This is a genomic window from Ruegeria sp. CDSC042 (genome assembly GCF_059610745.1).
Map to the genome: position 1 here is coordinate 68,214 of NZ_JBXWOF010000011.1, position 18,815 is coordinate 87,028.

The window sequence follows — 18,815 nt, forward strand, 5'->3', positions numbered from 1 at the left end:
CAGGAGAGTTTCAGAATGGGGCTTGCCCAGCGCCTGCATGATATCACTGAAAACCCGACCTTCGGTCGGTTCATCACAGGTGTCATCATCTTCAACGCCATCCTGCTCGGCATGGAAACCTCACCGACGCTGATGGAGGCCGCGGGCCCTTTGATCGTGGTGTTGGACAGCCTCTGCCTGACCATCTTCGTTGCCGAGATCGCGATGAAGCTGGTCGCCACGGGGCGGCGGTTCTTTACCAATGGCTGGAACCTGTTTGACTTCATCGTTGTTGGCATCGCTCTGATCCCAAGCGCCGGCGGTCTGTCGGTGCTGCGGGCCTTGCGGATCCTGCGGGTGTTGCGGGTAATTTCAGTCGCGCCACGGCTGCGTCGGGTGGTCGAGGGTTTCATCTCAGCTTTGCCGGGTATGGCCAGCGTTTTCCTGCTGATGGCGATCCTGTTTTACATCGGCGCGGTAATTTCGACCAAGCTGTTCTCGGGCACATTCCCGGACTGGTTCGGCGATTTGGGCCTGTCGGCCTATACGTTGTTCCAGATCATGACGCTGGAAAGCTGGTCCATGGGCATCGTGCGCCCGGTGATGGAGGTTTATCCCTATGCGTGGATATTCTTTGTGCCTTTCATCATGGTTACGACATTTGCAGTGGTGAACCTGTTGGTTGGTCTGATCGTGAATTCAATGCAGGATGCCCATCACGCCGAGGATGAGGTGAAAACCGATGCCTATCGTGATGAGGTGCTGGAAAGGCTGGAATCCATCGAACGCCGCTTGCTTGAGCAGTCGAACAGCAAAAAGTGATTTCAGTTTTCTGGATTTCTGGCATAATCACAAAAAAAAGCAGAAGCAGGCATTAAACATGGATCGTCGAGCATTTGGAATGGGTGCTGTGGCTACGCTGGGTCTTTCGGCCTGCGCCTCGGCCAACCCCAGATTTCTGGCCTATGATGGCCCCGAGGTGACCTCTATGGTCATCAACAAAAGCGCGCGGAAGCTTTATCTTCTGCACAATGAACATGTCCTCAAGGAATATAAGGTCGATCTTGGCTTTGCCCCCAATGGCACCAAAACAAAACGCGGCGACGGCCGCACGCCAGAGGGCACCTATCTGATCGACCGGCGCAATCCCAAGAGCCGCTATCACCTGTCGCTGGGGATTTCCTATCCGGATTCGAAGGATATCGCAGAGGCCAAGGCTGCGGGCGTTGATCCGGGCGGTGACATTTTCATCCACGGCGAGCCGAAAACCCGGTCCGAGAAAAAGCGTGCCAAGAAGCAATCGGATTGGACGGCAGGGTGCATCGCTGTCAAGAATGAAGAGATCGAAGAGATCTATGCGATGGTGAATCGCGGCACAGTGATTACGCTGCGCCCGTAACCGGCTTCCAGACGTCAAACCCGAATTGCATATAGTCGCGCTGGTAGGTTTCGGCCGCCAGCGCCTCAAGTTTGGTGTCATAGATATCGCTCAGTGAAAACGGGATATCTGGTCTGGTATTGCCGGGCGCGGGCGGGCTGTCATGACCCAGCCGCCGCGCCAGATCCGGCAGGGCAGTTGCAATTTCTTCCTCGCGCAGGATCAGATCCGGCAGGGCAAAACCGACTACGCCCTCCAACACCTGCGCCTGACTGCACCAAACGCCGTCAACGCGCACAGGGGTTTGTCCCGCTAGGTTTTGCCGCAGGAAGGTCAGAAAAGCCGAGAATGCCTCATAATGCTGTTCGATGGGGTAGTTTTCAGCGCGTAACTGTCCGGGGATCGGAAGCTTGAACCGGTTGCGCAGCATATTGCGGATTTTCAGATAGGCGCCGGGCTCGGTGCTGAGGATATAGGAACAAAAGGCCGAATGTGCGCGTACCAGCGGGTGCCGCACCACGGTGAATTTGCGATGCCCCGGATGATCCTGTAACCACTGGCGGGTCTTTTTGCGGTTTTGATCAGTGATCAGGTCATCCGCACTGATTGAATCAAGCGCAGCCATCCATTGCTTCACAACCCCTTCAATGCCGCTCCGCACGGGCAGATACATTAACGGGGTTTTCGGCGTGGCGACATAGGTCGCAACGGCCGCGCCACGCCGGGGTTCAAAATTCGGAGTTCTGTGCAGGCTGAAACTGTCGATGCGCGATAAGGCCTGTTCGGTCTCATCAGGGTTTGTCACCTTGGACAAGGCCGGCTCAGGGTTTTGGGGTTTGAGCGTGTCGTCGATCGTGGTCAACCGACCCGATACCCCAAGCCAGGCCGCCAGGCCGTTCAGGCTGTCGAGCCGGTTCAGATCGTCGTAAGCGATGAAAAAGGCGGTTTGCCCGCTGGCCTGAAGATGATGCAGCAAAGTCAGTTGAAAGGCCTGTTGCTGGTCCAGATAGTTTTCGAACTCACGAGGGTTGAAGGCGATCTGCTCGGTGCGCCGCCGCTTGACGTTTTTCAGCTGCCATTGCTTGGTCTCGCGCGCAATCTTCAACGAGATATAGCTGTCCAGAGGGTTGCGCGTCAGAATGATCTTGGCGCAACTCGGATCATCCAAAACAGGCTCTAACACGCGAGGATCGTGGCCCTGAAAAAAGCGAAACCCATTCATTTCACCCTCAGCTGATCGGATGGCGTTCAGCAGGGTTTTAGGGTCATTGTCGCGTTCTTCGAGAGTGACGCCCAGCAGGCTGTCCCCCTTTAGCCTGCCAATGAAATGAGGATTGAAGGCCTCACCATGGCTGGAGACACCTTCCAATGCGTTCAGATTTGCCTCAAGCAGGTTCGATCCGGTCCGCATGGCGGCAAGTATTACGAAATAGTCGAACTTGGATGACATGAAACGCTATTGCACCAGATATGGTTTTCGATAAGGCCTGAGTTGCCGGCCAAAAATGTCATCGGCTGGAAAATCTCCCATAAGATAAGGGTGCATACCCTGGTTCTTCAGGTTTTGCAGGAACTTCCCGAACCCGGACAGGTCGACCATCGTAGGGGCTTCGGTCAGGTGGCTGGGGTTCTGGCATCCGGTTTCTTCCAGAATGGATTGCAGAGGCTCCATCGGAGATTCCACAAACTCGGCCAGCGACCAGGTGCGCACTTTGGCCTTGGTCCAGACCGAAGTTAAAACGTCAAGCTGTTTGGTCTCGATTTGTTGCAGGCGGGCGGCTTCGTTACGGATATCCGCGAAATTTCCATTCGAACGGAACAGGGGAATGGCCCAGGCGCCTGTGACAACGGAAATCTGCGCATTTCTGTCGCGCGCCAGAAACCAGTTGATATCCTGCGTATCCGTGGGGCCAAATTGAAAGCACTGCCTCTCGCCCCGAGTATTCCAGATCAGGTTCGACAGAAACGCTGTAGGGTTATAGTCCCGCAGGCTGGCACAATCGCTTAGTGCGCCGTTGACCAGAGGCGCCCCGCCGGCGAATTCCGCACGTTCGGGACCGAAGAGGTGACCGTGGACCTTTGTTCCGGTGGCTTCCGACAGCCAGGGCTCGAAATCTGCGAACAGTTCGGTAAACCCTTGGAATACCGAATAGGGGAACGACGTCAGTCCGTTCTCGCTGCCGTGGCGGGGAAAGCGGCTTTGCATATACAGGCCATCCCGGCCTCGGGTCCTGCGATCGACCGCTTTCGAGAATAACCGGTCGATCTTGCCCGGGTTGGGTTCTGTAGGCTTCATCGCCTGTGCCTGGTTGGTCAGAAACGCCTGATAAAGCCGATTGGCCTGGGGCCAGATCTTGCGTGCTACAAAACAGTCCGACCGTCGCAATAGCTGTAGATGATCGTCATAAAAGATATGCGGGCGACCTTGATAATCGAATTTGGACAGCGTCAGGGAGCGACTTTCGATATGTGTTGAATAAAGCCGAGTTAGGGTCTGAAAATAGCTTTCGTCGGGAATCCAGACGCGCCGGAAATAGCGATCATATGTTTTGCGTTTGGGATCTTGCAGAATGGCCGACAGCGTTTGACGGGTCAGGCACCACCATTGACTGCCCATATGTGGCACCAGACCTTCGGGTATCGACCGTCGGATTCCGATGGTCCGCTGTAGCTTTACGTAAGCGTCGAACAATTTGCGCTGTTTACGCCACGAGAACGGAAATCTCAGCGTAAATCGTTCCTGATCCAGTCCGCCAATCGTCCAGCTTACATCAGCTGTTGTCGCGCTTTCGATAAAGTCGACACGGGGCCGTTCCGCTAGATATGTGACCAGCTCATCGACGGGCCGTAGCGGCAGGCAGGCGCCCGAGGCCAGAAAGATATGGTGTACATCGGGAAAGGCCTTCAGCATCAGTTCAGCCGCTGATTGCGAGGCTGCAACGATGCCCCAACCGCCCCAGTTGCAGGTGTGGCGCTCCGAGAACCGGATCAGAGGTTCGTCCGCACAGGAGGCTACAAAGTCATCAAAAACAGTGTCCGCAACCTTGCGGTCGACATGGATCACCACCGGGCAGCCGGATGCCGCCCAATGGCGCGCGACCTGTTGCGCCCTTGGAAGCGCGGCATGCACCAGCATGATGACGCCAAGGCTGCTCATGCCCAGTTCCCTTTCGACATGAGGCCAAGAATCTCAAGCTGTCGCCAGTTTATATAAGCCTCGGACCAGTCGCACCAAAACACCGGACGGTCGTTCAGCCCTTCGGCATAGGCGCGATATTCGCCGGACCCGCGATAGTGCTGACGCCGCTCCATCTCTTCATGTGCCTTGTCGCCCAAGGTGTTGATCAGCTTGGCATGCAGCAACGCCCCGCTGGTTTTTTCGCCCCCCCAATCGTCATAGACCTGGTTCAGCCCGCGTGGCAGCAGCGAATGGGTCGAACTGACATAGACATACCGACGGTCCCACTTGACCAGCGGTATCTTGTTCAACGCAGGCGCCTTTTCCGGAGCCTGGCGGAAAAAGACACGGGCGCGCGGTCCACCCTGTATCCAGAGATTCCCGTATTCAGGGTTTTTGCTGATCACATAATTCCCGGCATCGAACCAACGGGCAATTTCGAAGGGGTCTTGCCCTTCACGATAGGGTTCGGCATCTACCGGGCCCTGCGGGTACATGTCGATCAGCATGGTGCCGAAACTGCGGACGGCACAGCCATCAAGCCAGTCGGTCAGGGCACGAATGGGCCGCGTGTCGCAGAACGGATAGATGAAGAACTCATCCGGATCGACCGTCAGAACCCAGTGCCCATCGGCGTATTTGCGCAGCAGATAGTTCGACCAATCAGTGCCATATGTGGCCCGCTTATAGCTGCCGTTGGACTGCCAGACCGATACGTCCGGCTGACTACTCAGAAACTCGCGGGTGCCGTCGTCGCTGTTGTTGTCCACAAACAAAAAACGATCAACGCCAAGTTTTCGGTAATATTCCAGAAAATAGGGCAGGCGGATTTTTTCGTTTCGCACAACGCTCATCAACAGGATGTCACCGGGTTGAATGGCGTTGGTTTTGTCGGAAACCGCTTCTAATTCGCGTCGTTTGCGAACGCAACGCAACAGGCGGCGCTTGCGCCGCAATCTCATTCGGTATGAATCCAACAGGCTCACGCGACTGCCCAACCTTTGTTTATACGCGAGCATACCCGGGGCCTGAACAAGCCAGAGTGGAGCCGGGCGAATGCCATTTTATGCCACTTTACCATCTAATGAAGCAACGCATTTAAAAGTAGTTAGTCCGAAACGTTGTCTTTCCAGTCAGTTTTGCCCATCAAGCCAAGCTCACACAGTTGGCGCCATCCGATATATTCCACCGATTGTGGATCCCACATGATCGGGCGGTTAATTATGCCATCATAATAGCTGTCGAACTCCGCCGGGTCGTGAAAATGCTGCGCTCGGGTTTTCTCGGTTCTTGATTTGATGACCACCTCGGGCAGGAACTTTGTGTGCAGTAGCACGCCCGAAGGGCCGTGGCTCCCCGGTCCGTCATAGGTGGCGTTCAAATCTCGGGGCAGGGCGGAATGGCAGGAGTTCACGTAAGCATAGTGCCGCGACCAGCGTACCAGCGGTATTTTGTTTAAAGTTGGTGACCGCTCGGGCCGGTCAGCAAAAAACACACGTTCCCGTGCACCGCCCTGAACCCAGAGATTGCCCAGCGGCGATTGCCGATTGGCGCGCAACGGGCCTGGATCAAACCAGCCCAAAACTTTGGTCGGGTCGGTCCCGGGGTCATAGGGCTGTGTGCCGAGCTGATCTTTGGGGTACAGGTCCAACATCAAGGCTCCGAAAGCGTCGCGCCCCTGCACCTCTAGCTGTTGGGTCAAATCCTGCAGCAGATGGCTGTCCCATTCGGGATAGATAAGCAACTCATCCGCATCCACCATCAAAGTCCAATGGCCGTGACCAAATCGCATCTGTAGCCAGGTCAGCCAATCCAGCCCGTATCGTGAGGCGCGATAGCTGGCATCGGTTTGCCACAAGGATACATCCGGTTGATCTTTCAGATATGCGACCGAGCCATCATCGCTGCCGTTGTCCACGATCAGAAAATGATCAACGCCCAGCGACCGGTAGTGATGGAAATACCAGGGCAGGCGCGTGATTTCATTTCGCAGGGTGGTAAAGACCAGTATCGCACCCGGGCGTATCTGGTCGGTTCGGTCGACCAGTTGGGTTAACTGATGGCGGCTGCGAAAGGATCGCCACAACAGCCGCCTGCGTTTCAGGCGCAAGCGATAGCGTTGCACCCATCCGATTGGCGGCAGGGTATCGCTCACGCGGCCCTCATCTGTCGTAATGCCCGTTCTGATGCCAGCGCCAGGCATCGGCAATCATCGTCTCTAACACGGACCTTTTGGGGGACCAGCCCAGTTCTTGCCCGGCCCTGTCCGAGCCCGAAACCAGCTTGGTGCAATCTCCGGCGCGGCGTGGACCGATTGTATAGGGCACTGCGCGATTGGTGACGGATTTCGACTGTTCGATCACCTCCATCACTGAAAAGCCGGACCCGGTGCCCAGGTTGAAAACGCGACTGTCTTTGCCCTGTTCCAGCCAGCGCAGCCCCAGAACATGCGCGTCAACCAGATCGCAGACATGCACGTAATCGCGGATACAGGTGCCATCGGGCGTGTCATAGTCGGTTCCGAACACAGTCAGCCCGTCGCGCTTGCCGTCAATCGCATCCAACATCAGCGGAACCAGATGGGTCTCGGGGCGGTGGAATTCGCCTACCTCTCCGTCCGGATCGGCGCCAGCCACGTTGAAGTAGCGAAAAATCACGTGGTTCATCCCGTGAGCGGCCTGGAAATCACGCAGGATATCCTCGATCGCGCGTTTGGAGGCGCCGTAAGCGTTCAGCGGGTTTTGCAGGGTGTTTTCGTCCAGGACCACATTGTCATGTTCGCCATAGGTGGCGCAGGTCGACGAAAACACGAAATCCAGACATCCAGCCGCCACGGCGGCCTCGATCAGGGTCAGCGAACCGGTGACATTGTTCGCCCAATATCTTCCGGGTTCAGACATCGCCTCACCCACCTGGCTGAGCGCTGCAAAATGCATCACGGCGGCGGGCTGATACTTGGCGAAAACCTCATCCAGCCGCGCCCGATCCAGCAGATCACCCTGTTCGAACGGGCCAAATTTGACCGCGTCCTGCCAGCCGGTGATCAGGTTGTCATAGGTGACAGGTGTGTACCCGGCCAGCGCCAGCGCCTTGCAGGCATGGGATCCGATATATCCGGCACCGCCGGTTACAAGGATATGTGTCATATCAGATCCCGTTATTCCGGTTTTTCAGGGTGCGACAGCCTGCGGCACTCAGTCCAGCCCCATCGCGGCCATCATCTCTTCAAGTTTGGGAACGTCCTGCGGATTGTTTAGTTCCCAGAACTGGCGGCCTTTGGATTCGACTTCAACACACAGAACCTTACGCCCGTTTTCCATGAAACGCAGCTGTTCCAGCCCTTCCAGCTGCTCTAATGGACCGACAGGCCAGGACGGATAAGCCGCCAGCGCGTCAGGGCGGTAGGCATAGACGCCGACATGGTGAAACACCGGCGTTTCCTCCCCACCCGCATAAGTCTGTGAAGTAAAGGGCACGACCTCTTTCGAGAAATACATCGCGCCGTGATCAGCGGCGAAAACGGCGGTTGTTCCACCGACGCGCCCGTGTTTGCGGTCATTCAGCAGGCTGTTGAGCGCATCGCCGTCGCAGCGCAGAACCGGAGTGGCCACCCCAGCCTTGGGTGCGGCACGCAGACCGGTGATCAGATCTTCGACGAACCAATGCGGGGTCAGCGGTGCATCGCCCTGCAGGTTCACCACGATGTCATAGCTTGCCCCCAGCACATCATGCGCTTCGGCGCAGCGTTCGGTGCCATTGCCACAGGTTTCCGAAGTCATCACAACCTCGGCCCCGAACCCTTCGGCCACCTCGCGAATGCGGTCGTCATCGGTGGCAACCACAACGCGGTCCACGCCCGAGACCGAACTGGCAGCGCGCCATGACCGCTCGATCAGAGTCATTGCATTGCCACTGGCCCCGGTGAGCGGCACCAGAGGTTTGCCCGGATAGCGGGTCGAGGCGTAGCGGGCGGGAATGGCGATCAGAACGGACATCAGGCCTCCTTCAGGTCTACACCCGGAGCGTAGGCGATAAAGAACGGGTTTGCATAGCCGTCCTTGCCATAGGTCAGCGGCGCATGATTGTCGAACCGGACAACTTTGCCGCCCGCACCTGTCAGCACGGCGTGACCTGCTGCGGTATCCCATTCCATCGTGCGGCCAACGCGGGGATAGATATCTGCCTCGCCCGTCGCAATCAGGCAGAATTTCAGCGACGAGCCCGCGCTTTTGCTGTCCTGCACTTGATATTTGTTGATGTAATCGTCGGTCGCCTGGTCACGATGTGACTTCGAGGCCACGACCAAAAGCGCGGAATTGTCTGGATCAGAGACCGAAATCGGAGCCACGGCGCCGGGTTGATCCTTGTCCAGCGCGCCGGTTTCCTCGACCGATTGCCCGTCGGCCAAAGTATAGAACATCCGGCCGCGGGCTGGCGCATAAACCACGCCACGCGTTGGGGTGCCGTTTTCGACCAGCGCGATATTAACGGTGAAATCGCCGCGCCGGTTGATGAACTCTTTGGTGCCATCCAGCGGATCAACGATCAGGAACGTATCGCCTTTTTCAGAATGCGAGGCGGCCTGTTCCTCAGTCACCAGCAGGATATCGGGGAACGCCACGCGCAGACCGGCCGAGATCAGCGCATCGGCGGCCTCATCTGCTTCGGTCACGGGGCTGGCATCGGATTTGACCTTCACGTCAAACTCATCCGAGTTATAGATGTCCATGATCGTATCGCCCGCTTCCAGGGCCAGACGTCGGATGACGGGGATGAGGGCATCATAGGTCACAAAAAAGCTCCGTTCCTGTGATTTGTTGATCGAATAACCTGACGGCCTTATGCTGTGCTGGTTACGGAACGGCAAGAATTTCGTGCCAGATTGCAGGCAATAATACAGGAAAGACGCTTCGGGTGTTTTATTACAAGCGAAACCGGTCGCTTATAGGCGGTGCGTTTACGACGGCGGAACTGGTGTTTCACGCCGTGGTCCGGAATGTCCGATCTCAACACAGCAATGCTGTGCTTTCGGTGCTTATCAATATTTTCCAGGTTCTGGTGCTGGTGAGTGTGTTTTACGTGATCATGTCCCTTCTTGGCGCGCGCGTTGCCAAAATCCGGGGTGAGTTCATTCTGTATCTGCTGTCTGGGGTTTTCCTGTTTCTGACGCACATTAAAGCCGTCGGTTCGGTTTCCGGAGTGGACACGGGTAATAACCCGATGATGCTGCATTCGCCGATGAACATGATGGTCGTGCTTATGGCTGCTGCTTTCGGGTCGCTGTATACTCAGGTTTTGACAATCGTCATCATTCTGTTTGTCTACAGCGTATCGGTTGCTCCGCTGGAAATTCAGGAGCCCGGTGGCGCCTTTGCCATGCTGATGCTGGCCTGGTTCACGGGCTGTGCGGTCGGCGTGGTGTTCATGGCGATCAAGCCCTGGTTTCCGACCACTGCGACGATCATGAGCACGATTTACCGGCGTCTGAATATGGTGTTCTCGGGGAAAATGTTCGTCGGCAATGCGCTGGGCGGGTTCATGTTGACCATGTTCGCCTGGAATCCGCTGTTTCACATTATCGACCAGTGTCGGGGTTTCGTTTTTCGAAATTACTATCCGCGCAATACCAACTGGGAATATCCTGTCTGGGTCGGGTTGGCTCTGTTGTTGATCGGCTTGCTTGGAATTTTCTTTACCCGCCAGCATGTGTCGCAAAGCTGGAGCGCACGCCGTTAACCCGCCACGCGCAAGGTCAGGTTGATCCGCCCGCCCTTTGGCAACAGTTTTGAAGACCCGAAACGAATGCGATCTACCCCGTGATAGGTTAGGCGCGCGGGTCCGCCCATCACAACAACATCGCCCGAGCCAAGCCAGATCGATTCCGTTTTGCCCCCTCGGGTCGTGTTGCCAATGCGGAACAACGCGTCGTCACCTAATGAGATCGAAAGGACCGGCCAGGAAAAATCGGCCTCGTCCTTATCCTGATGCAGGCCCATTCGCGCCCCTTCGCCATAGTAGTTGACCAAGCAACAGTCGGGGTCACGTTCGGGGCTGGCAAGATCGCGCCAGATATCCAGAATGCAGTCTGGAATGGCGGGCCATTCCATGCCCTTTGGATGGTGCGGCTGGTACCTGTACCCGTTCTTGTCAGTGACCCAACCCAGCGCCCCGGCCGAGGTCATGCGAACAGACATTTCCTTGCCCGAAGGGGTGGTCGGGCGGAACAAAGGTGCTGATTTCAGAATCGGACGCAACAGCGTGATCAGCTGTGCCTGGGCAGCTCCGTCAAGGTAAGCTTTCCTGATTTCAAAACCGCGTAAAAGCAGCCGCGCCATTCCAGATTCCTCAATCCTTGCCAAAACCTTGCTAAAAAGGCTGCAGATTCCTGAAAACCTGCATTTGTGAATGCTTGCAGGCCCCTGTTCCCGTCCTTATATACGCCGGGACGCGCGATGGTGTAGGACCATTGCGCAAATCAGATCGGGGCCAGATGCCATAACGGGTCGGGCCTCGGGACATCGCCTTGAAGAGAAAGGGATTGAACATATGGGAAAAGTAATCGGGATTGACCTCGGCACCACCAACTCGTGCGTTGCCATCATGGACGGCTCGCAGCCGAAGGTCATCGAAAACGCCGAAGGGGCCCGGACCACGCCCTCGATCGTCGCCTTCACCGAAGATGAGCGACTGGTCGGTCAGCCTGCGAAACGCCAGGCGGTCACCAACCCTGACAACACGGTTTTTGGCGTCAAACGCCTGATCGGTCGTCGTGTAGATGATGCCGAAGTCGAAAAAGACAAGAAAATGGTACCATACGCCATCGTTGATGGCGGCAATGGCGACGCGTGGGTCGAAGCCCGCGGTGAAAAGTACTCCCCAAGCCAGATTTCGGCCTTCACTCTGGGCAAGATGAAGGAAACCGCTGAAAGCTACTTGGGTGAGGAAGTCACACAAGCCGTTATCACCGTTCCGGCCTATTTCAACGACGCACAGCGTCAGGCGACCAAAGATGCCGGTAAAATCGCCGGCCTGGAAGTGCTGCGGATCATCAACGAACCGACAGCTGCCGCTCTGGCCTATGGTCTGGACAAGGAAGAAACCCAAACCATCGCGGTTTATGACCTTGGTGGCGGCACCTTCGACGTAACCATTCTGGAAATCGACGACGGGTTGTTCGAGGTTAAATCGACCAATGGCGACACCTTCCTGGGTGGTGAAGACTTTGACATGCGCATCGTCAACTACCTGGCGGATGAGTTCAAAAAGGAACACGGTGTCGATCTGTCCCAGGACAAGATGGCGCTGCAGCGTCTGAAAGAAGCTGCGGAAAAAGCCAAGATCGAACTGTCCTCGACCTCACAAACCGAGATCAACCAGCCGTTCATCTCGATGGGCGCCAACGGCCAGCCGCTGCACATGGTCATGAAACTGACCCGTGCCAAGCTGGAATCGCTGGTTGGTGATCTGATCAAGAAGTCGATGAAGCCCTGCGCGGCTGCTCTGAAAGATGCTGGCCTGTCGGCTGGCGATGTAGATGAGGTTGTTCTGGTCGGTGGTATGACCCGGATGCCGAAAGTGATCGAAGAGGTCACTAAATTTTTCGGCAAAGAGCCGCACAAAGGTGTGAACCCGGACGAAGTGGTTGCCATGGGCGCCGCCATTCAGGCCGGTGTTCTGCAGGGTGACGTCAAAGACGTTGTTCTGCTGGACGTGACACCGCTGTCGCTGGGTATCGAAACGCTGGGTGGTGTGTTCACCCGACTGATCGACCGCAACACCACGATCCCGACGAAAAAGTCTCAGGTCTTCTCGACTGCCGAAGACAACCAGAACGCCGTGACCATTCGCTGTTTCCAAGGGGAACGTGAAATGGCTGCGGACAACAAGATCCTGGGCCAGTTCAACCTCGAAGACATCCCGCCCGCACCGCGCGGCATGCCGCAGATCGAGGTGACTTTTGACATTGACGCCAACGGCATCGTCTCGGTTTCGGCCAAGGACAAAGGCACTGGCAAAGAGCAGAAGATCACCATCCAGGCATCGGGCGGCCTGTCCGACGAGGACATCGAAAAGATGGTCAAGGACGCCGAAGAGAACGCGGAGGCCGACAAGGAACGCCGCGAGCTGGTCGACGCAAAGAACCAGGCGGAAAGCCTGATCCACTCGACAGAAAAGTCGATGGAAGAACATGCCGACAAGGTTGATCCAACAACCATCGAAGCCATCGAGCTGGCGATTGCCGCGCTGAAAGACGAGCTGGAAACCGAGAATGCCGACAAGATCAAGTCGGGCATCCAGAACGTTACCGAAGCGGCCATGAAGCTGGGCGAAGCCATCTACAAAGCGCAAGCTGAAGACGGCGAAGATGAACCTGCCGCTGCGGATGCTGCACCGGGCGAGGATGACATCGTCGATGCCGAGTTCGAAGATCTGGACAACGACAAGCGTAGCTAACGGGTAACCGGGCCAATTCGGGCCGGTCCGGTCACCGGGCCGGCCCGATTACGTTGAGGCAGAAGGAAATACTGATGTCAAAACGCGACTATTACGATGTGCTCGGCGTATCCAAGGGTGCATCAGCGGACGAGATCAAGAAAGGCTTTCGCAAGAAGGCCAAAGAATTGCATCCCGACCGCAACAAGGACAATCCGGAGTCAGAGGCACAGTTCAAAGAAGCGAACGAGGCCTATGACGTCCTGAAAGATGCTGAACGCAAGGCGGCTTATGACAGGTTCGGTCATGCCGCATTCGAAAATGGCATGGGCGGCGGTGGCCGACCTGGCGCTGGCTTTGGTCAGGGCGACTTTTCCAGTGCATTCTCGGATGTGTTCGACGACCTGTTCGGCGATTTCATGGGTGGCCAACGGAGCGGGGGCGGTGGACGTCGTGCCGCACGCGGTTCGGATCTGCGCTATAACCTGCGCGTCTCGCTGGAAGAGGCGTATTCAGGTCAGCAGAAAACCATCAATGTCCCGGCAGCGGTTGCCTGTTCGTCCTGCGACGGATCCGGGGCTGAAGGCGGTGTTGAGCCCACCACCTGTCCGACCTGTTCGGGTATGGGCAAGGTGCGTGCGCAACAAGGCTTTTTCACAGTAGAACGCAGCTGTCCGACCTGTTCGGGCCTGGGTCAAATCGTCAAGAACCCCTGCAAATCCTGTCAGGGTGCGGGCCGTGTTGAAAAAGAACGCGCTTTGTCCGTTAACATTCCAGCCGGTGTCGAAACCGGCACGCGCATTCGTCTGGCCGGTGAAGGCGAGGCTGGAATGCGCGGTGGCCCTCCGGGTGATCTATACATCTTTGTAGAGGTCTCAGATCACAGGCTGTTCGAGCGTGACAGCGTGAACCTCTATTGCCGCGTGCCGGTCAGCATGGCCAAAGCCGCGCTTGGTGGTTCGATCGAAGTTCCAACCATCGACGGTGGCCGCGGGCGTGTGCAGATTCCAGCGGGCAGCCAATCGGGTCGCCAGATGCGCCTGCGCGGCAAGGGCATGCCAGCCCTACGCGGTGGCGGTGTTGGAGATATGTTCATTGAGCTGGCCGTGGAAACTCCGGTAAACCTCACCAGCCGCCAGAAAGAGCTGCTGCGCGAGTTCGACGACCTGGGTGAAGATAATCACCCGGAATCCAACAGCTTTTTCTCCTCCGTCAAATCCTTCTGGGACGGGATGAAGGGCTGAAGTCTTTTCCCAAAAAGGGGGCGCTGCCCCCCGCGACTCCCCCGAGGTATTTAGGGCCAGATGAAGCAGGTGATCCGCATTTCATCTGGCTAAAAATACCTCGGAGCGCGAGGCAGCGCCTCGTAATTCTTCGCTTGATTATTGTCGCCGCGCCTGAAATGGTCCGCGCAACCGTTGGGGTGCCTTGTTCGCAAGGCTGAGAGGTGCTGCTGCATCAACCCATCGAACCTGATCCGGGCAATACCGGCGGAGGGAACGGTCTTATGAATACAGACGTTTTCCCTGCCCCGTTGCCCCTAGAAGATGGAGCAACGACATGGCGGCAATTGCCCTGACCATTGCAGGGTCCGACAGCGGAGGCGGGGCCGGAATTCAGGCGGACCTCAAGGCGATGTCGGCGCTGGGCGTTTATGGGGCCAGCGTTATTACGGCGGTGACTGCGCAGAACACCCTGGCCGTGACAGCCGTTCATGGCATTCCTCTGAGTGTGATCCGCGCGCAAATCGAGGCCGTGCTGAGCGATCTGGATGTCGGGGCGATCAAGATCGGCATGCTGGCAACTCCCGAGATTATCGAGACCGTTGCAGATGCCCTTTCAGGCTATGCCGGGCCCATAGTTTTGGACCCTGTCATGATAGCGAAATCCGGGGATGCATTGCTGGCGGGTGACGCAATCCGGACCCTTATGGACCTTCTGATACCACGCGCGACTGTTCTGACGCCCAATTTGCCCGAGGCTGCGCGCTTGCTTGGACAGTCCGAAGCGCAGTCTCCGGATGAAATGGTGGTTCAGGGACAGGCCCTTTGCGCAAAGGGGGCCGCGTCTGTTTTGATGAAAGGTGGGCATGGACAGGGCGAGATATGTCATGATCTGTTGGTCGACGGTTCGGGATTGGTGGATGAATTCACAGCGCAGCGCCGGAACACAAAGAACACCCACGGAACCGGATGTACATTGTCCTCGTCAATTTCCGCCGGGTTGGCCAAAGGTCTGAGCTTGCGGGATTCCGTGGCAGAGGCACATGCCTATTTGCAGGGCGCCATCGCTCAGGCCGATGGGCTGCGCGTGGGCCAGGGCCATGGCCCGGTGCATCATTTCCATCGGGTCTGGCCGGCGTGACGATCTGGTCTGTCATAGGGGCAGGAGTGGCCGGTTTGGCTGTTGCGTCCGAATTGGCTCATCGCGGCGCACGGGTGCAAGTCTTTGACCCCGCCGGCCTGCCGGGTCCGCATAGCTGTTCTTGGTGGGCCGGGGGAATGCTGGCCCCGTGGTGCGAGTTCGAAAATGCCGAAGAGCCGGTCTTGCGCCTGGGGCAGGGTGCTTTTGACTGGTGGGCGACCCGGACCAAGGTTCATCAGCGCGGTACTTTGGTCGTTTGCGGTGCGCGCGACTTGCCGGATTTACGTCGATTTGGTCGTCGAACGCAGGGGTATCATGAGGTAGATCAGCAGGAACTAGCTGCATTAGAGCCTGATCTACATGGTTTCGGCAACGGTCTGTATTTCAAGGACGAAGCCCATATAGACCCACGCATGGCGCTGCAGGATGTGTTCGACAATCTTATCGCGCGGGGCGTTGCCTTTCATCGCGAACCCGCCCCTGCTGGGTTGGAGAACGCGATTGACTGCCGTGGTCTTCAGGCGCGGGACGCCTTGTCTGATCTTCGGGGCGTAAAGGGTGAGATGCTGGTGATCCGCTGCCCTGATGTGACGCTGACCCGGCCCGTGCGCCTGTTGCATCCCCGGATGCCGCTTTACATCGTGCCGCGTGGCGATGGCATCTACATGCTGGGCGCGACGATGATTGAATCCGAGGATAAAACCCGCATCACCGCGCGCTCGATGCTGGAACTGCTCAGCGCGGCCTATGCGTTGAACCCCGCTTTTGGCGAGGCCGAGGTGCTAGAGATCGGCGTCGATCTGCGCCCGGCCTTTCCCGACAATCTGCCTCGGATCCGGCGTCGGGGCAGGACGATTTACGCCAACGGGCTGTACCGCCACGGGTATCTGTTGGCACCGGCGCTGGCCCAGGGCGTTGCCGATCTGGCGCTTGAACACAAACATTCGGAGATGGTCGATGAAGATCGTGCTTAATGGCAAGCCGCGCGAGGTGCGGGCCGAGACCTTATCGGAATTGCTGATGGAATGCGGCTACTCGGGCCGTGTCGCCACTGCGGTGAACGAAGATTTCGTGCCCTCGGGGCTGCGTGTTGCCCATGCTTTGGCAGAAGGGGATCGGATCGAAATCGTCGCGCCGATGCAGGGGGGCTGAGGATGAAATCCTTTTACGGAACCACATTGGCCAACCCGCTGATGCTGGGCACGGCGCAATATCCCAGCCCGGCTATTCTGGAGCAGGCCTTTCGCGAAAGCGGGGCGGGTGTTGCCACGGTCTCGCTTCGCCGAGAATCAGGGGCGGGGCAGGCATTCTGGCAGATGATCCGCGATCTGGGCGTGTTGGTGCTGCCCAACACCGCCGGATGCCATACGGTCAAAGAGGCGGTAACCACCGCCCAAATGGCGCGTGAGGTCTTTGATACCAGGTGGATCAAGCTGGAACTGATCGGCCATACCGACAGCCTGCAGCCGGATGTGTTCCAGATGGTCGAAGCCGCGCGCATTCTGACCAGCGACGGGTTTCAGGTCTTTCCCTATACGACCGAAGATCTGATTGTTGGCGAACGGCTGCTTGCCGCCGGGTGTGAGGTGCTGATGCCATGGGGCGCGCCGATCGGGTCAGGGCGGGGGCTGAACAATGAATATGCCCTGCGTGCGATGCGGGCAGAGTTCCCGGATGTGCCCTTGGTGATTGACGCGGGCATCGGCCTGCCCAGCCACGCCGCCCACGCGATGGAGCTGGGTTATGACGCTGTACTGCTGAACACTGCTGTGGCCCGCGCCGGGGACCCCGTTTTGATGGCCCGCGCAATGGCCCGCGCGATCGAGGCCGGGCAACTGGCCCATCAGGCCGACCCGATCGAGGCGCGCGATATGGCGGAACCTTCGACCCCGGTTATTGGAAAGGCATTTCTGTCATGACACTCGACCGGTTTTATCCGATCTTCGATCATTCGGACTGGCTGCGCCGGATGCTGCCGCTGGGCATCAAGTTGGTACAGCTGAGGGTCAAGGACCAGCCCATGGATGTGGTGCGTGACCAGATTGCCAAGTCGCGTGACCTGTGCCGCGCAAATGGGACAGTTCTGGTGGTCAATGACTATTGGCAGGCGGCCATCGACGCCGGCTGTGACTGGGTTCATTTGGGGCAAGAGGATCTGGATGAGGCCGATTTGATTGCCATCCGCAAGGCGGGTTTGAAACTGGGCGTGTCCACCCATGATGATGATGAGTTAGAGCGCGTGCTGGCCATGGACCCCGACTATGTGGCGCTTGGCCCGGTCTATCCCACCATCCTGAAAAAGATGAAATGGCAGCAGCAGGGTCTGCCCCGCGTAACAGAATGGAAAGCGCGTGTTGGGGATACGCCGCTGGTTGGCATTGGCGGGATGAGCGTCGAACGTGCGCCGGGTGTCTTGCAGGCGGGTGCGGATATCGTCTCGGTTGTGACCGATATCACCCTGAATACCGACCCCGAGGCGCGCTTGCGCCAGTGGATCGAGGTCACCAGATGAGCCGATATGCCCGTCAGACGCTGTTGCCAGAGGTTGGGGCAAAAGGGCAGGGCCGACTGTCCTCGGCGCGTGTCTTGGTGGTAGGGGCAGGCGGGTTGGCTGCCCCGGCCCTGCCATTGCTGGCCGGGGCAGGGGTCGGGCAGATCACGATCCTGGATCGGGATCAGGTTGAGCTGTCCAACCTGCATCGGCAGACCTTGTTTTCTGAGGCGGATTGCGGACACCCCAAGGCCGAGCGTGCGGCGGCACGGTGCAAGGCGATCAATGGGGACATAGACGTCAGCGGCAAAAAACAGGCTCTAACAGGCGAAAATGCCAGTAACTCGGTCGCTCAGGCGGATGTGATCCTGGATTGTGCAGACAGCTATGCGGCCAGCTATATCCTCTCGGACACTTGCTTGGCGCAGGGCAAGCCGCTGATCAGCGCCTCGGTGCTTGGGCTGTCGGGCTATGTCGGAGGTTTCTGCGGCGGCGCGCCGTCTTTGCGGGCGCTGTTCCCGGATGCGCCGGACAGCGGGGCCAGCTGCGCCACCGCTGGTGTTCTGGGTTCGGTCGTCGGGACGGTCGGCGCGATGCAGGCACAGATGGCGTTGAACCTGATCCTTGGACTGACGCCCTCGGTGCTGGGTCAGATGGTTCAATACGATGGTCGGACACTCCGTAGCACGGCCTTCCGCTTTGACGATGCGCCCGAGCCGAACAGCTGTTTCCGGTTTCTCTCGGCCGGGCAACTGGCGACAGATGACCAGATCATCGAGCTGCGCAGCCCCGAGGAATCCCCGCGCCCGGTACATCCTGATGCGCAACGGATATCGCCGGATGATCTGAATCAGATAGACCCTAATAAGGGCAAAAGGCTGGCATTGTGCTGTGCTACCGGATTGCGCGCCTGGCGCGCTGCCGAACGAATTCAACCGAATTGGCCGGGCGAGATTGTTCTTGTCGCGGCTTCAACCTCGTGAACAGAAGGA

General features: G+C 57.8%; 19 protein-coding genes and 1 riboswitch. Of the genes, 11 read left to right on the plus strand and 8 right to left on the minus strand.

The genetic code is table 11. From position 1 onward, the window contains the following. Positions 1–15: 15 nt before the first annotated feature. Both AC2FHX_RS18420 and AC2FHX_RS18425 read left to right on the plus strand, forming a co-directional pair. Positions 16–801, plus strand: a complete 786-nt coding sequence (locus AC2FHX_RS18420; RefSeq protein WP_271950705.1) for an ion transporter — start codon at positions 16–18, stop codon at positions 799–801. Between the two features lie 58 nt (positions 802–859). Continuing rightward, entirely contained in the window at positions 860–1,378 is a 519-nt protein-coding gene (locus AC2FHX_RS18425) for a L,D-transpeptidase family protein (protein ID WP_142637369.1), read from the plus strand. Here the strand turns inward: AC2FHX_RS18425 and AC2FHX_RS18430 are convergent. The 7 genes from AC2FHX_RS18430 to cysQ form a co-directional block, all read right to left on the minus strand. Beyond that, positions 1,362–2,807 carry a nodulation protein NodH gene (locus AC2FHX_RS18430; RefSeq protein WP_496692615.1) on the minus strand — a complete coding sequence of 482 codons (1,446 nt, stop codon included), beginning with the start codon at positions 2,805–2,807 and terminating at the stop codon, positions 1,362–1,364. The genes AC2FHX_RS18425 and AC2FHX_RS18430 overlap by 17 nt on opposite strands. A 6-nt stretch (positions 2,808–2,813) precedes the next feature. Further along, the gene (locus AC2FHX_RS18435) at positions 2,814–4,514 is read right to left on the minus strand and encodes a DUF5927 domain-containing protein (RefSeq protein ID WP_496703233.1); all 1,701 of its coding nucleotides are present in this window, start codon (positions 4,512–4,514) and stop codon (positions 2,814–2,816) included. Continuing rightward, positions 4,511–5,497: a glycosyltransferase family 2 protein gene (locus tag AC2FHX_RS18440; RefSeq protein ID WP_496690221.1), complete on the minus strand. Its 987-nt coding sequence runs from the start codon at positions 5,495–5,497 to the stop codon at positions 4,511–4,513. Before AC2FHX_RS18440 ends, AC2FHX_RS18435 begins: the two co-directional genes overlap by 4 nt. A 146-nt stretch (positions 5,498–5,643) precedes the next feature. Beyond that, positions 5,644–6,738 carry a glycosyltransferase family 2 protein gene (locus tag AC2FHX_RS18445; RefSeq protein WP_496703231.1) on the minus strand — a complete coding sequence of 365 codons (1,095 nt, stop codon included), beginning with the start codon at positions 6,736–6,738 and terminating at the stop codon, positions 5,644–5,646. Continuing rightward, entirely contained in the window at positions 6,698–7,681 is a 984-nt protein-coding gene (gene galE / locus AC2FHX_RS18450) for a UDP-glucose 4-epimerase GalE (RefSeq protein ID WP_496703229.1), read from the minus strand. The genes AC2FHX_RS18445 and galE overlap by 41 nt, the downstream gene beginning before the upstream one ends. A 48-nt stretch (positions 7,682–7,729) precedes the next feature. Continuing rightward, on the minus strand, positions 7,730–8,530 hold the full coding sequence (locus tag AC2FHX_RS18455; RefSeq protein WP_496692620.1) for a 3-deoxy-manno-octulosonate cytidylyltransferase family protein: 801 nt from the start codon (positions 8,528–8,530) through the stop codon (positions 7,730–7,732). Further along, positions 8,530–9,327, minus strand: a complete 798-nt coding sequence (cysQ, locus tag AC2FHX_RS18460) for a 3'(2'),5'-bisphosphate nucleotidase CysQ (RefSeq protein WP_496702870.1) — start codon at positions 9,325–9,327, stop codon at positions 8,530–8,532. The genes AC2FHX_RS18455 and cysQ overlap by 1 nt, the downstream gene beginning before the upstream one ends. A gap of 122 nt (positions 9,328–9,449) precedes the next feature. Here cysQ and AC2FHX_RS18465 point away from each other — a divergent pair, with 122 nt between their 5' ends. Further along, on the plus strand, positions 9,450–10,271 hold the full coding sequence (locus tag AC2FHX_RS18465) for an ABC transporter permease (protein ID WP_496692621.1): 822 nt from the start codon (positions 9,450–9,452) through the stop codon (positions 10,269–10,271). Here the strand turns inward: AC2FHX_RS18465 and AC2FHX_RS18470 are convergent. Beyond that, a complete protein-coding gene (locus tag AC2FHX_RS18470) occupies positions 10,268–10,870 on the minus strand; it encodes an alpha-ketoglutarate-dependent dioxygenase AlkB family protein (RefSeq protein ID WP_142637351.1) in 603 nt (200 codons plus the stop codon). The genes AC2FHX_RS18465 and AC2FHX_RS18470 overlap by 4 nt on opposite strands. Positions 10,871–11,081: 211 nt before the next feature. Here AC2FHX_RS18470 and dnaK point away from each other — a divergent pair, with 211 nt between their 5' ends. The 8 genes from dnaK (at position 11,082) to AC2FHX_RS18510 (ending at position 18,806) form a co-directional block, all read left to right on the plus strand. Then, positions 11,082–12,989, plus strand: coding sequence for a molecular chaperone DnaK (dnaK, locus tag AC2FHX_RS18475; RefSeq protein ID WP_281973405.1), 1,908 nt, complete (start codon positions 11,082–11,084; stop codon positions 12,987–12,989). A 74-nt stretch (positions 12,990–13,063) separates the two neighbouring features. Beyond that, positions 13,064–14,212: a molecular chaperone DnaJ gene (dnaJ, locus tag AC2FHX_RS18480; RefSeq protein WP_496692623.1), complete on the plus strand. Its 1,149-nt coding sequence runs from the start codon at positions 13,064–13,066 to the stop codon at positions 14,210–14,212. A gap of 165 nt (positions 14,213–14,377) precedes the next feature. Beyond that, positions 14,378–14,484, plus strand: a riboswitch (TPP riboswitch). A 44-nt stretch (positions 14,485–14,528) separates the two neighbouring features. Then, entirely contained in the window at positions 14,529–15,332 is an 804-nt protein-coding gene (gene thiD / locus AC2FHX_RS18485) for a bifunctional hydroxymethylpyrimidine kinase/phosphomethylpyrimidine kinase (protein WP_496703227.1), read from the plus strand. Next, entirely contained in the window at positions 15,329–16,306 is a 978-nt protein-coding gene (locus AC2FHX_RS18490) for an FAD-dependent oxidoreductase (RefSeq protein WP_496703226.1), read from the plus strand. Before thiD ends, AC2FHX_RS18490 begins: the two co-directional genes overlap by 4 nt. Continuing rightward, positions 16,290–16,484, plus strand: a complete 195-nt coding sequence (thiS, locus tag AC2FHX_RS18495; RefSeq protein ID WP_496703224.1) for a sulfur carrier protein ThiS — start codon at positions 16,290–16,292, stop codon at positions 16,482–16,484. The genes AC2FHX_RS18490 and thiS overlap by 17 nt, the downstream gene beginning before the upstream one ends. 2 nt (positions 16,485–16,486) lie before the next feature. Beyond that, on the plus strand, positions 16,487–17,251 hold the full coding sequence (locus AC2FHX_RS18500; protein ID WP_496703222.1) for a thiazole synthase: 765 nt from the start codon (positions 16,487–16,489) through the stop codon (positions 17,249–17,251). Further along, positions 17,248–17,844 carry a thiamine phosphate synthase gene (locus AC2FHX_RS18505; protein ID WP_496703220.1) on the plus strand — a complete coding sequence of 199 codons (597 nt, stop codon included), beginning with the start codon at positions 17,248–17,250 and terminating at the stop codon, positions 17,842–17,844. The genes AC2FHX_RS18500 and AC2FHX_RS18505 overlap by 4 nt, the downstream gene beginning before the upstream one ends. Then, the gene (locus AC2FHX_RS18510; protein WP_496703218.1) at positions 17,841–18,806 is read left to right on the plus strand and encodes a ThiF family adenylyltransferase; all 966 of its coding nucleotides are present in this window, start codon (positions 17,841–17,843) and stop codon (positions 18,804–18,806) included. Before AC2FHX_RS18505 ends, AC2FHX_RS18510 begins: the two co-directional genes overlap by 4 nt. The last annotated feature ends 9 nt before the right edge of the window (positions 18,807–18,815 follow it).

Bases quoted from the DNA above. Each gene is read 5' to 3' on its own strand.
- AC2FHX_RS18420 (WP_271950705.1), top strand. From the start codon at position 16: ATGGGGCTTGCCCAGCGCCTGCATGATATCACTGAAAACCCGACCTTC.
- AC2FHX_RS18425 (WP_142637369.1), top strand. From the start codon at position 860: ATGGATCGTCGAGCATTTGGAATGGGTGCTGTGGCTACGCTGGGTCTT.
- AC2FHX_RS18430 (WP_496692615.1), bottom strand. From the start codon at position 2,807: ATGTCATCCAAGTTCGACTATTTCGTAATACTTGCCGCCATGCGGACC.
- AC2FHX_RS18435 (WP_496703233.1), bottom strand. From the start codon at position 4,514: ATGAGCAGCCTTGGCGTCATCATGCTGGTGCATGCCGCGCTTCCAAGG.
- AC2FHX_RS18440 (WP_496690221.1), bottom strand. From the start codon at position 5,497: ATGAGATTGCGGCGCAAGCGCCGCCTGTTGCGTTGCGTTCGCAAACGA.
- AC2FHX_RS18445 (WP_496703231.1), bottom strand. From the start codon at position 6,738: ATGCCTGGCGCTGGCATCAGAACGGGCATTACGACAGATGAGGGCCGC.
- galE (WP_496703229.1), bottom strand. From the start codon at position 7,681: ATGACACATATCCTTGTAACCGGCGGTGCCGGATATATCGGATCCCAT.
- AC2FHX_RS18455 (WP_496692620.1), bottom strand. From the start codon at position 8,530: ATGTCCGTTCTGATCGCCATTCCCGCCCGCTACGCCTCGACCCGCTAT.
- AC2FHX_RS18470 (WP_142637351.1), bottom strand. From the start codon at position 10,870: ATGGCGCGGCTGCTTTTACGCGGTTTTGAAATCAGGAAAGCTTACCTT.
- dnaK (WP_281973405.1), top strand. From the start codon at position 11,082: ATGGGAAAAGTAATCGGGATTGACCTCGGCACCACCAACTCGTGCGTT.
- dnaJ (WP_496692623.1), top strand. From the start codon at position 13,064: ATGTCAAAACGCGACTATTACGATGTGCTCGGCGTATCCAAGGGTGCA.
- thiD (WP_496703227.1), top strand. From the start codon at position 14,529: ATGGCGGCAATTGCCCTGACCATTGCAGGGTCCGACAGCGGAGGCGGG.
- thiS (WP_496703224.1), top strand. From the start codon at position 16,290: ATGAAGATCGTGCTTAATGGCAAGCCGCGCGAGGTGCGGGCCGAGACC.
- AC2FHX_RS18500 (WP_496703222.1), top strand. From the start codon at position 16,487: ATGAAATCCTTTTACGGAACCACATTGGCCAACCCGCTGATGCTGGGC.
- AC2FHX_RS18505 (WP_496703220.1), top strand. From the start codon at position 17,248: ATGACACTCGACCGGTTTTATCCGATCTTCGATCATTCGGACTGGCTG.
- AC2FHX_RS18510 (WP_496703218.1), top strand. From the start codon at position 17,841: ATGAGCCGATATGCCCGTCAGACGCTGTTGCCAGAGGTTGGGGCAAAA.